The following is an 11,691-nucleotide window of genomic DNA, read 5'->3' as shown; positions in this document are numbered from 1 at the left end:
GCATGATCGCAGTCGAGCACCTGACCAAGCGCTTCAACGGCCAGACCGTGCTCGACGGCATCGACCTGAGCGTCGAAACGGGTGAAGTGGTCGCCATCATCGGCCCGAGCGGTTCCGGCAAGACCACCTTCCTGCGCTGCCTGAACCTGCTTGAAACACCGGACGCCGGGCGCATCCGCATCGGCGACATCAGCATCGACGCCGACCGCTCCCTCAACAATCAGCAAGGCGCGATCCGCCGCCTGCGTCAGCAGGCCGGGTTCGTGTTCCAGAGCTTCAATCTGTTTCCCCATCGCACCGCGCTGGAGAATGTCATCGAAGGGCCGGTGGTGGTCAAGAAGACGCCTCGCGATCAAGCCGTGACCTTGGGCCGGGCGCTATTGGCCAAGGTTGGCCTGGCCGGAAAGGAGGACGCCTATCCGCGCAAGCTCTCGGGCGGTCAGCAGCAACGCGTGGCTATCGCCCGCGCCCTAGCGATGGAGCCTGGAGTAATCCTTTTCGATGAGCCCACGTCCGCGCTCGACCCGGAACTGGTCGGCGAGGTGCTGGCGACCATTCGCAAGCTGGCCGAAGAAAAACGGACCTTGATCATCGTCACCCATGAAATGAGCTTTGCCCGCGACGTGGCCAATCGGGTGGTGTTCTTCGACAAAGGCGTGATCGTCGAACAGGGTGAAGCCAAGGCGCTGCTCACTCATCCTCGCGAGGAACGGACCCGGCAGTTCCTGCGCAAGTTCATCGGCACGATCGAACCCTGAGCCGGACCGCGCGGCTCAATCCCAACGCAATTGCTCGGACGGGACCGGCCGGCCGAACCAGTACCCCTGGCCAAGCTGACAATGCTGCTCCAGGAGCAAGTTTGCCTGTTCGGCCTGCTCGATACCTTCGGCGTGCACCTGCATGTTCATGCTGTGGGCCAAGGCGATGATCACCCGGACGATGGCGATATCGTCTTCGTCGGTCGGCAGCCCGGCAACGAAGCCCTGGTCGATCTTGAGTTTCTGCACAGGCAGAAGCTTGAGCCGCAGCAATGATGAATAACCAGTGCCGAAATCATCGATGGCCAGGCGCAGGCCGAGTCCACGCAACCGGTGCAGCTGTTCCAGGGCCACCTCCGGCTCTTCCATGATGGCGCTCTCGGTGACCTCCAGTTCCAGCAGGGCCGGATCCATGCCAGTGGCATGCAGCACCGCGGCCACCTGCTCGTACAATTCGCGATGGCCGAACAGACGACTGGAAATATTCACCGCGACGAATTCCAGGGCACGCCCCTGCGCCTGCCAGCGCATCATCTGCCCGCAGGCCTGACGCAACACCCAGGCATCGATCTCGGCGATCATTCCGGTGCGCTCGGCAATGGGGATGAACTCCGCCGGCGAAACCAGGCCACGTTGCGGATGTTCCCAGCGCACCAGGGCTTCGACGCCTACCATCCTGCGGGTAGACAGGTCGTGCACGGGTTGGAAGAACACTTGCAGCTCTTCCTGCTCCAGCGCACGGCGCAACTCGCCCGCCGTCTCGACCCGATGCTGGGCGTGCGCGGTCAACTCCTCGGTGTACAGCGCATAGCAGGCCCTGCCGCCATTGTTCTTGGCCTTGAACAGCGCCGAATCGGCATTGCGCAGCAATTGCTCGGCGCTCTGGGCATCGGCGGGAAACAGGCTGATGCCGATGCTCGCACTGATGAACAGTCGGTGCTCGTCGAAGGCGAAGGGCTCTTTCATCTGGTCGATGACGCGTTGCGCCAGCACTGCCGCCTGGCCGACCTGCTGGCAGTTTTCCAGCAACACCGCGAACTCGTCGCCGCCCAGGCGTGCCAGGGTCCCAGCACTGCCAAGGATGTCGCGCAGGCGCCCCCCGACGAGTTTGAGCAGTTGGTCGCCGATGGTGTGGCCCAGACCATCGTTGATGCTCTGGAAGTGATCGAGGTCGAGCAGCAGCAGAGCGCAGCCACGCTTGTTGCCCTTGGCCAGGGAGATGGCCTGCTCCACGCGGTCGTTGAACAGCAGGCGGTTGGGCAGGTCGGTGAGCGGATCATGGTGCGCCAGGTAGGCCAGCTCGCGCTCGGAGTGCTTGATGGCGCTAATGTCGCTGAACACTGCCACATAGTGGCTGACGATGCCTGCGTCATCGCGAATGGCACGGATGGTCTGCCATTGCGGGTAGATTTCGCCACTCTTGCGGCGGTTCCAGATTTCCCCGCTCCACTCATCCTTCTTGGACAGGGCGCTGTAGATCCCCTGATAGAACTCGGCACCGTGGCGACCGGACTTGAATTTGCTGGGTCGCTGGCCCAATACCTCGTCGTGCTGGTAGCCGGTGATACGCATGAAGGCTCGATTGACGTGCACGATGACGCCATCGCGTCCTGTCACCAGTACCCCTTCGAGCGTGCTGTCGAACACCGCCGCGGCCATGCGCAACCGCTCACGGTCCTCGCGCCGCAACTGGGCGCCGATGCCCATGAAATTGAGCAGGCGGGCGCGGGAAACGAAGATCAGCCCGGCACTGACCACGACCCACAGGCAGGCGCTGGCGTGACGACCTCTGACAAGGGTCTGTGGATCATCGACAAAGGTGCCCAGCACTTGCTCGGACAGCAACAACCAGAGAAGCGAGAGCACCAGGTAGAGCGCGGCCATGCGCAAGGCGTCGCGAACAGAAACGGACATGTCGGGTGGGTAGGCCCATGAAAAAAGAGTCCGCAGTATAAAGGCTGAAACATCCCGTGACTCCCTATCAGCGCGGGCCACTGGTTTTATTTCCCCGTGAGAGGATAATGCGGGACTTGGTTCTCCTGTGTTACCGAGGGCTTTTTCACCTATGTGGTACTACGGCTTGCTCGACCTGTCGGCGTGGCAATTGCTGGCTGTCACCCTGCTGATGACGCATGTGACCATCATCAGCGTCACTGTCTATCTTCACCGCTACAGCGCGCATCGCTCGCTCGAGCTGAATGCCGGGCTCAAGCACTTCTTCCGCTTCTGGCTGTGGCTGACCACGGCGCAGAACACCCGTGAGTGGACAGCGGTGCATCGCAAGCACCACGCCAAGTGCGAAACCGTGGACGATCCCCACAGTCCGGTGATCAAGGGCCTCTCGACCGTGATGCGCAAGGGCGCGGAGCTCTACCGCGAGGAGGCACTCAATCCCGAGACGCTGCGCATCTATGGCAAGAACTGTCCGGACGACTGGATCGAGCGCAATCTCTATTCGCGCTACAAGCACACCGGCATCGTGCTCATGGCGGTGATCGACCTGCTGTTGTTCGGCACCATCGGCATCACCATCTGGGCGGTGCAGATGATGTGGATTCCCTTCTGGGCGGCCGGGGTGGTCAACGGCCTGGGCCATGCCCTCGGCTACCGCAACTTCGAATGCCGGGACGCGGCCACCAACCTGGTGCCATGGGGCATCATCATCGGTGGCGAAGAGCTGCACAACAATCATCACACCTATCCCAACTCGGCCAAGTTGTCGGTCCGACGCTGGGAGTTCGACATGGGGTGGGCGTGGATCCGCCTGTTCTGCCTGTTGCGCCTGGCCAAGGTAAACCGGGTGGCACCCATCGCCCACCGGATCGAGGGCAAGGGCAGCCTGGACATGGATACCGCCATGGCCATCCTCAACAACCGCTTCCAGATCATGGCCCAGTACCGCAAGCTGGTCATCGCGCCATTGGTCAAGCAGGAACTGGCGCGGGTCGATGCCTCGATGCGTCATCGCTTCCGCCGTGCCAAGCGCTTGCTCTCCAGGGAACCCAGCCTGCTCGACGAGCGTCATCATGCGCATATCGAGACCATGCTCGCTCACAGCCAGTCGCTGAAGATCATCTATGAGAAGCGTCTGGCCCTGCAGCAGATCTGGGCACGTACCAGCGCCAATGGGCACGACATGCTGGCCGCCATGAAGGACTGGGTACTCGAGGCCGAAGCCAGCGGCATACAGTCTCTTCGCGACTTTGCCGCCCAGCTCAAGACCTACTCGCTACGACCTGTCGCAGCCTGAGGCCTGCAGCCCGCGCGCCCCGCAGGCTGGAACTTACGCCTTTGCGCACGACTCCAAACGCCAATATCGCCTGCGTGGCGGGCCGGGGGTCATGGCCGCACGCGTCACTGCCAAGAGCCATTCGTGCAACATGGTCAATAATACTCCGCCGCCCGAGGCTGCCCAGACGCTCCTCGCTTTGCTGCATGCCCAGGGCGAAGTCGCCCGCCTCAGCGAGCGGGAACAGCTGTACAGCTCCCTGCTCGACAGTGTCAACGCCGCACTCTGGGCCTTCGATTGGGAAACCCGGCAGGTCCTGTACGTCAGCCCCGCCTACGAGCGCATCTTCGGACGCTCGATCGGCCTGGTGCTGGCGGACTACAACGAGTGGCGCGACAGCATTTACCCCGACGACCTCGAATACGCCGAGCGCAGCCTGGCTCAGGTACTGGTCGATGGCGCCGTGGAGGACCGCGAATACCGCATCATCACATCTGATGGTCAACTGCGCTGGCTCAGCGACAAATGCTTCATCAAGCATCAGAGCGCCCAGGATCAACGCGTGATCATCGTGGGTATCGCCGAGGACATCACTGAAAAGAAGCATCTCGAAGGCGAACTGCAACGCCTGGCCACGATCGATGTCCTGACCCAGAGCAGCAATCGTCGACACTTCTTCGAGTGCGCGCAGCAAGCTTTCGAGAACGCTCGGCAGGATGGCTCGCCCTTGGCGTTCCTGCTGCTGGATATCGATGATTTCAAGCACATCAACGACACCTATGGCCATCAGAAGGGTGATCAGGTGCTGCAGCGCGTCGCTGACAGCGGAAAGGCCACATTACGTCGCGGCGACCTGTTCGGGCGAATCGGCGGCGAGGAATTCGCCGCTGTGTTCCCTGGTTGCACGGCCCAGGTCGCCGAACAGATCGCCGAACGCCTGCAGCGCGAGATCCAGCGTCAGAGCTTCAGCCATGGCGGCCATGTCTACGGAGTAACCGTGAGCCAGGGGCTCACCGGCATGACCGAGGACGATCAGTTGCTGGACAAGCTCTTCGCTCGTGCCGATGCCGCCATGTATCGCGCCAAGCGGCAGGGCAAGAACCGGATCGTGCGAGGGTAAGGCGCCCGGCGTCGATGCTTAGTCTGGCGGCGCCGGAGGAGAAGGCGCTGCCGTGGCGCCGGCCTTGGGTTTATGGACTTTGCGCAAGCGTCCCAGCTCCGCCGCCTCTATCTTCAACAGGCGGGCTGTCTTGTTCTGCGCCAGCTTGTCCACGCTTTCGTCGTTCGGCAGGCGTGCCAGTTGCCCTGCCAGGCTCATCGCCAGAATCTCCCGTGAATAGACGCCACCGCCCAGCTGGTAGATGGCGGCAATCAATTCGCGCAACTTCAGCGGCAGGCGCCAACGGGTACGCAGGGCCGAGCCAAAGGCGGCCCCGAATTCGCGCAATGACGTCACGATGCGCTGCTCGTCGAGTTCACCGCCGGCCAGCTGCCATTCCTGCAGACAACGCAGCACCGCGAGCTCACCCAGGCAGTGCAGCAGGCCGGCGCAATAACAGCGTTCTTCGTCGAGCCTCAAGGCGCGGGCCAGGCTCCGACCGTATTCCGCGGTATGCAGCGACAATCGCCAGTACCGCTCGGCATGAGCGGACAACGCCGGGTCGCTGAGACGGGCGCTACGCTTGAGCGTCAAGCCCAGTACAAGGTTCATGCTCTGCGTCGAACCAAGCTTGTTCAGGGCCTGCAACAAGGTCTGGACCGGCGCATCGCGGTGCAGGGCGGCGCTGTTGGCAGCGGCGATCAGCACGGCAGTGATCTGCGGATCGTCGCGGACCTCTCCTTCGAGCACCTTGAGATCGAGACCGTGGGAGTCGAGCGCGCGCTTGATGGCCATTCTTACGTCAGCCAAAAGCGGGGCACCGTCGGCAGTCACGCGCCTTTGCTCGAGAAATCCTGGCAGGCTCGCGCCAGGTTGCAGCGGCTGGACCGGGCAGGTCACCTGCTCACCAATGGCCAGCAAGGTTTCCAGGCGCTTGCGCAGGGACTCCAGGTTGAGCGGCTTGCTCAGGTAGGCGGTCGGATGCAGCGGCAAGGCTTCGCGCACGCTTGCACTGTCGCTACGATCGCTCAGCAGAATGAATGGCAACGAAGGGCTGCGCCCCTTGGCACGGACGTTTCGCAACAGGTCCAACCCATCCATGCCGGCCAATTCACGGGCAGCGATGATCAGGTCCGGACGACTGGCCAGTGCCGCGAAGGCCTGCGAACCGTCGGCACACACCTGCAGGCGGGCATCGCAACGGACACTGAGCAGCATTTCCCGCAGCATGTCACGCACCCATGGATCGCCTTCGGCAATCAGTACGCAGGGTGGGCTTGGGTCGGCATCGCTGCTCATGAGGTCACTCTCCAAACGAACCTGGCACGCAATCCTGTGCGGCTTCCTGATCGATTCCTCTCTCTACCATAGTGCCCTGGTTCTGGCTTGAGCATAAAAAAACCCGCCGAAGCGGGTTTTTTCTGACACAAGTCACATTAGACGAGTTCGGCGAAGCACTCTTCGATGATCGCCAGACCTTTGTCCAGTTGCTCGTCCGGTGCGGTCAGCGGCACCAGGATGCGCAGGACGTTGCCGTACGTACCGCAGGACAGCAGGATCAGACCCTTTTCGCGCGCCTTGGCAACCACTTGGGCCACGGCAGCGGCGTTCGGAGTCAGCGAGCCCTTGGCGTCGAAGACTTCGACCGCGATCATCGAGCCCAGACCACGGACGTCACCGATGATCGAGTGCTTGTCCTGGATCTTGCGCAGACCGGTGATCAGATGCTCGCCGACGGCCTTGCTGCGATCCAGCAGGTTTTCTTCCTCGAACACTTCGATCACGGCCAGGGCCGCGGCACAAGCGATAGGGCTACCGGCGTAGGTGCCACCCAGGCCACCTGGAGCGATGGCATCCATGTACTCGGTCTTGCCGCAGACACCAGCCAGCGGGAAGCCACCGGCGATGGACTTGGCAAAGGTGGTCAGGTCAGGCGCGACGCCCATCTGTTCCATGGCGAAGAAAGTACCGGTACGACCGGCGCCGGTCTGTACTTCGTCGGCGATCAGCAGGATACCGTGCTGGTCGCACAGGGCGCGCAGGCGCTCCATGAAGGCTTTGGGGGCAGTGATGAAGCCACCTTCGCCCTGGACCGGCTCGATGATGATCGCAGCGATATCACGAGGTTCGGCATCGTTCTTGAAAACGCGCTCGATGGAGGCGATCGAGTCGTCGATGCTGACACCGTGCAGTTCATTAGGGAACAAGGCACGGAACACGCCACCTGGCATCAGGCCCATGCCGGCCGAGTACGGTACGACCTTGCCGGTCAGGCCCAGGGTCATCATGGTACGGCCATGGTAGCCGCCGGTGAAGGCGATCACGCCAGCGCGGCCGGTAGCGGCACGAGCGATCTTGACGGCGTTTTCAACAGCTTCGGAGCCGCTGGTGACCAGCAGGGTCTTCTTGTCGAAGTCGCCCGGAACCTTGGCATTGATCTTTTCGCACAGTTCGACGTACGGCTCGTAGGCCAGTACCTGGAAGCAGGTGTGGCTGACCTTGGTCAACTGCTTCTGTACGGCGGCAACGACTTTAGGATGCAGGTGACCGGTGTTCAGCACCGCGATACCGCCGGCGAAATCGATGAACTCGCGGCCTTCGACGTCGATGACGGTAGCGTTGTTCGCGGTATCGACGAAGATCGGGTGAATCTGGCCAACGCCGCGTGGGACGGCGTTGACACGGCGCTGCATCAAGGATTCGTTGGTCTTGCTCATAATGCCCTCATTGCGTCGCCGATCGCGACGCTTTCATTCGGGGGGTGGCTGGTATTCGACTGCAGGCAGCATGCGTTGATCGACTGCTGCAGGGCCCGGGCCACCAGGTACTGCGGGTATAAAAAAGGCCAGCGAGACGTCGCTCTCGCGCCCCGCTGGCAGAGGTAAAGCCTTAAACGATGATCAGATGCTCAGGCACAGGTACTTGATCTCGAGGTAGTCCTCGATCCCGTACTTGGAGCCTTCGCGGCCCAGGCCCGAAGCCTTGATGCCGCCGAACGGCGCGACTTCGTTGGAGATCAGGCCGGTGTTGATGCCGACCATGCCGTACTCCAGCGCCTCGGCGACACGGAACACGCGGCTCATGTCACGGGCGTAGAAGTACGAAGCCAGGCCGAATTCGGTGTCGTTGGACATGGCGATGACTTCGGCCTCGTCCTTGAAGCGGAACAGCGGCGCCAGTGGGCCGAAGGTCTCTTCCTTGGCGACGGCGGCGGTTTTCGGCACGTCGACCAGAATGGTCGGCTCGAAGAAGTTGCCTTCGATCAGGTTGCCACCGCTCAGGACCTTGGCGCCCTTGCTCACGGCATCCTGGATGTGCTCCTGGACCTTGGCGACAGCCTTGCCATCGATCAGCGGACCGGTGGTGGTGCCGTCTTCCAGACCGTTGCCGATCTTCAGCTTGGCCACCGCGGCCTTGAGCTTCTCGGCGAACACGTCATAGACGCCGTCCTGCACGTAGATACGGTTGGCGCAGACGCAGGTCTGGCCGTTGTTGCGGTACTTGGAGATGATCGCGCCCTCGACCGCCTTGTCCAGGTCGGCGTCGTCGAACACGATGAACGGGGCGTTGCCACCCAGCTCCAGGGACACCTTCTTGATGTCCTTGGCGCATTCTTCCATCAGCTGGCGACCGATCTCGGTCGAGCCGGTGAACGACAGCTTGCGCACGATGGAGTTGCCGGTCAGCTCGGCACCGATGTCGCCAGCGCTGCCGGTGACCACGCTGAACACACCAGCCGGGATACCGGCACGGGTGGCCAGCTCGGCCAGGGCGAGGGCGGAGTACGGGGTCTGCGAAGCAGGCTTGAGGACCATGGTGCAGCCGGCGGCCAGGGCCGGGCCCGCTTTACGGGTGATCATCGCGGCCGGGAAGTTCCACGGGGTAATGGCGGCGGTCACACCGATCGGCTGCTTGATGACGATCAGGCGCTTGTCCGGCTGATGGCCTGGAATAGTGTCGCCGTAGACGCGCTTGGCTTCTTCGGCGAACCACTCGATGAACGAGGCGGCGTAGGCGATCTCGCCCTTGGCTTCGGCCAGCGGCTTGCCCTGCTCGGTGGTCATCAGGCGAGCCAGGTCGTCCTGATTCTCGATCATCAGCTCGAACCAGCGGCGCAGCTTGTTCGAACGCTCCTTGGCGGTCAGCGCGCGCCAGGCCGGCAAGGCCTTGTCGGCGGCTTCGATGGCGCGGCGGGTTTCGGCGGCGGCCATCTTCGGCACGGTGCCGATGACTTCACCGGTGGCCGGGTTGGTCACCTTGATGGTCTGGCCGTTGTCCGCGTCCAGCCACTCGCCGTTGACGAAGGCTTGCTGGCGGAACAACTGAGCGTCTTTAAGCTGCATGTCGGCTTCCCTTAACAGCACCGTGCGCGCACGGAGCGAATTGGTGATTGTTGAACGTCACACACATCGGGCTGAAGTGTTCAGCACCCGTTTGAAATCTCAAACGAATGCTAGGGTCTGCTGGGGTAAAGGACAAGAGCCTGTTCGAAAAAAAGAACGAACGGCGTAGGAAGCCGATTTTCGGCACTGTGAAGCATTGCCTGGGAAGGTCCGCAGGACGATCTCGGTGTCAGTGGGTCACCGACAAGCATGCGATGTTCAGATACCGGGACTTATCTTGCAGCTTTCGAATATTGTGTAAGGCTGATGGCCCTATCGCGGGACAAGCCCGCTCGCCACCGGTATTTGTCGCACCGCAGACGCGTGGCGAGCGGGCTTGTCCCGCGATAGGGCCATCAGCCTCCATGAAAGGCTCGGCACCTTGACGATGTTCGAGTATCTGGACATCGAATAATGTCGGCTTTCACGATTCGTCGGAAGAAGGCGGGACACGATGCCCCGCCGACAGGATCAGAAGGCTCTGTCGAGGTCGATCACCAACGCTCGGTAGCCAACGCTGCCCGGCTGGCGACTGTGCACCTTGAGTTCGACCTGGACCTCCTGGGTACCGCGACTGACCTCGTTGAGCACCGTGGTGGTGAGCTTCTCCGGAGTCAGGTAGTTCACCGAAGCGGAATAGATGAACTGCGTATCGGTGTCGCCGCGATAGGCCACTACCGAAGTGATGGGACTGTACCAGGCATCTCCGCGCTCCTGTCCATAGGACCAGACCTGCTCGACCGTGCCAACGGTTTCGTCGATACGGTATTCCACCGCACGGCTGTAGTTGCCGTCGAGTCTGGTAGCCGAGAAGTTGCGGCCCCAGCCGTTGTCGAACACGGTCAGGGTACCGTGAGGGGTCAGCCAAGCTGTGTGCTGGGTCCATGACCAGTCGAATCCGTCGGCGTAGACACCGTCCTGCTCGACCAGAGGTTCACCCTGGGCATTCACCGGAGTCAGCACCTTGGCCTTGAGGTGTTCCGGCCAGCCCAGTGGCGAGGCCAGAATCCATTTCACCTGCTTGTCGCGACCGATCTTCACCACCCCCTGGTGACGCGCGGAAAGGATGATGCTGTCGTCGCTGGCGTCGTAGTCGATGGCGTTGACGTGCGCCCAGTTGCGACCGGTTCCGACCCCCGGTGTATCACCGAAAGGCAAGTCGCCTTCGAGCAGTTCGTTGGCCAGTCTGGTGTCCTGCTTGCGCACCCCCTTGGGCAGCTGGATGGCCGCCTTGCCGAGGGTTTCCAGCAGTTCGCCGCGATAGGGGTCGAGGATCTGGTTCAGGTCCCAGAAGTCCAGCACGTCGCCGGCTTCATCCACCTCGATGATATGGTCACGGATCGAGCGCACACGCTTGCCGTCCGGACGACGATAGTCGCTGGTACCTACTCGCAGCAGGTAGGTGCCGTTGCCGGTCTCGCGGATCTCATGGGAGAAGTCGGCAAATTTGTCCGGAAGATTGCGCTGCCAGACACGGCGGCCCAACAGGTCGAATTTGGAGTAGGTCTGGCCCTGGCCCCAGATCAGCTTGCCGTCACGGGTCTGCTGGAAGCCCATGGTCCCGCCCAGGGTATCGCGGTGGTTGGAATCGTGGATCTGCTCGATATCCAGGTACCAGCGCACGTCCCCGTTGCTGTCGGAAATCCAGTTGTTACCGACCTGATCCCATTCGGCGGCGCCACCCAGGGCATTCCATTTGAAAGCGCGACCTCCGGGGATATCGCCAAGCAGATGGTTGAACAGGTACAGACGCTTCTCGAAGCCGGGCGCCACCTTGACGGGTTCGACCTCGGGCAGCGCGGCGGTCTGCCTGGCGACCACCGGCAGGCGCACGGCCGGGGCATAGATCTCGTAGCGCTCGCGCTGACGCTCGCCGTCGACCTTGTAGGTCACTTCCACCTGATTGACGTGGTCCGGGTACAGGCCGAATACCGGAATGCCCCCATAGGTCCACAGTGACCGGTCGGATACTTCGTAACTGATATCCACACCACGATCGCCGCGGCCCAACACGCGCACATGGGCGGCGCTTATTGTCCGGCCGCCATCGCGAATGATCGCGGTCAGCGGCGCCAGCCGGTAAGGATTGACGACCACGTCACCGAGCAGGGCCTGGTCGTGGGTCGGGACCGCGGCGGTAATGCACGCGCCTTCCGGCAGGTCATGGGTTTCAGTCTTGGCATTCATGAAAGGCTCCAGGGCGCCCGCGAGGGCGCAAGGCAA

8 protein-coding genes are annotated in these 11,691 nt (G+C 62.3%); 3 read left to right on the top strand and 5 right to left on the bottom strand.

All coding sequences use genetic code 11. The features are described 5' to 3' along the window. The first annotated feature begins 2 nt into the window (after nucleotides 1-2). The gene (tcyN, locus tag G7009_RS10785; RefSeq protein WP_181130049.1) at nucleotides 3-758 is read left to right on the top strand and encodes an L-cystine ABC transporter ATP-binding protein TcyN; all 756 of its coding nucleotides are present in this window, start codon (nucleotides 3-5) and stop codon (nucleotides 756-758) included. Nucleotides 759-773: 15 nt separating this feature from the next. Here the strand turns inward: tcyN and dibA are convergent, their stop codons facing one another. Then, nucleotides 774-2,672 (bottom strand): phosphodiesterase DibA, encoded by a 1,899-nt coding sequence (gene dibA, locus G7009_RS10780; RefSeq protein WP_181130047.1) that lies wholly within the window; start codon nucleotides 2,670-2,672, stop codon nucleotides 774-776. A 151-nt stretch (nucleotides 2,673-2,823) separates the two neighbouring features. Between dibA and desA the strand changes: the two genes are divergently transcribed. Together desA and G7009_RS10770 are read left to right on the top strand one after the other, a co-directional pair. Continuing rightward, nucleotides 2,824-4,008, top strand: a complete 1,185-nt coding sequence (gene desA, locus G7009_RS10775) for a delta-9 fatty acid desaturase DesA (protein ID WP_181130045.1) — start codon at nucleotides 2,824-2,826, stop codon at nucleotides 4,006-4,008. Between the two features lie 91 nt (nucleotides 4,009-4,099). Continuing rightward, complete coding sequence (locus G7009_RS10770; protein WP_181130044.1) at nucleotides 4,100-5,107, top strand: sensor domain-containing diguanylate cyclase; 1,008 nt, start codon at nucleotides 4,100-4,102, stop codon at nucleotides 5,105-5,107. An 18-nt stretch (nucleotides 5,108-5,125) separates the two neighbouring features. On the opposite strand, the gene G7009_RS10765 is transcribed toward G7009_RS10770, so the two are convergent. From G7009_RS10765 to G7009_RS10750, 4 genes are all read right to left on the bottom strand, one after another. Next, complete coding sequence (locus G7009_RS10765; protein WP_181130043.1) at nucleotides 5,126-6,385, bottom strand: response regulator; 1,260 nt, start codon at nucleotides 6,383-6,385, stop codon at nucleotides 5,126-5,128. A gap of 137 nt (nucleotides 6,386-6,522) precedes the next feature. Next, nucleotides 6,523-7,803, bottom strand: a complete 1,281-nt coding sequence (gene gabT / locus G7009_RS10760; RefSeq protein WP_181130042.1) for a 4-aminobutyrate--2-oxoglutarate transaminase — start codon at nucleotides 7,801-7,803, stop codon at nucleotides 6,523-6,525. Between the two features lie 183 nt (nucleotides 7,804-7,986). Further along, entirely contained in the window at nucleotides 7,987-9,429 is a 1,443-nt protein-coding gene (gabD, locus tag G7009_RS10755) for an NADP-dependent succinate-semialdehyde dehydrogenase (protein ID WP_181130041.1), read from the bottom strand. A 510-nt stretch (nucleotides 9,430-9,939) separates the two neighbouring features. Then, nucleotides 9,940-11,655 carry an aryl-sulfate sulfotransferase gene (locus G7009_RS10750; RefSeq protein ID WP_181130040.1) on the bottom strand — a complete coding sequence of 572 codons (1,716 nt, stop codon included), beginning with the start codon at nucleotides 11,653-11,655 and terminating at the stop codon, nucleotides 9,940-9,942. Nucleotides 11,656-11,691: the final 36 nt, after the last annotated feature.

Origin of the sequence: Pseudomonas capeferrum (assembly GCF_013523055.1) — a bacterium.
GTDB classification, from domain to species: Bacteria; Pseudomonadota; Gammaproteobacteria; order Pseudomonadales; family Pseudomonadaceae; genus Aquipseudomonas; species Aquipseudomonas capeferrum_A.
Note: the sequence above shows the minus strand (reverse complement) of the source record. Positions and strands in the feature narration are given on the sequence as shown.

Coding starts and splice junctions, on each gene's coding strand:
- tcyN (WP_181130049.1), top strand. CDS start 3: ATGATCGCAGTCGAGCACCTGACCAAGCGCTTCAACGGCCAGACCGTG.
- dibA (WP_181130047.1), bottom strand. CDS start 2,672: ATGTCCGTTTCTGTTCGCGACGCCTTGCGCATGGCCGCGCTCTACCTG.
- desA (WP_181130045.1), top strand. CDS start 2,824: ATGTGGTACTACGGCTTGCTCGACCTGTCGGCGTGGCAATTGCTGGCT.
- G7009_RS10770 (WP_181130044.1), top strand. CDS start 4,100: ATGGCCGCACGCGTCACTGCCAAGAGCCATTCGTGCAACATGGTCAAT.
- G7009_RS10765 (WP_181130043.1), bottom strand. CDS start 6,385: ATGAGCAGCGATGCCGACCCAAGCCCACCCTGCGTACTGATTGCCGAA.
- gabT (WP_181130042.1), bottom strand. CDS start 7,803: ATGAGCAAGACCAACGAATCCTTGATGCAGCGCCGTGTCAACGCCGTC.
- gabD (WP_181130041.1), bottom strand. CDS start 9,429: ATGCAGCTTAAAGACGCTCAGTTGTTCCGCCAGCAAGCCTTCGTCAAC.
- G7009_RS10750 (WP_181130040.1), bottom strand. CDS start 11,655: ATGAATGCCAAGACTGAAACCCATGACCTGCCGGAAGGCGCGTGCATT.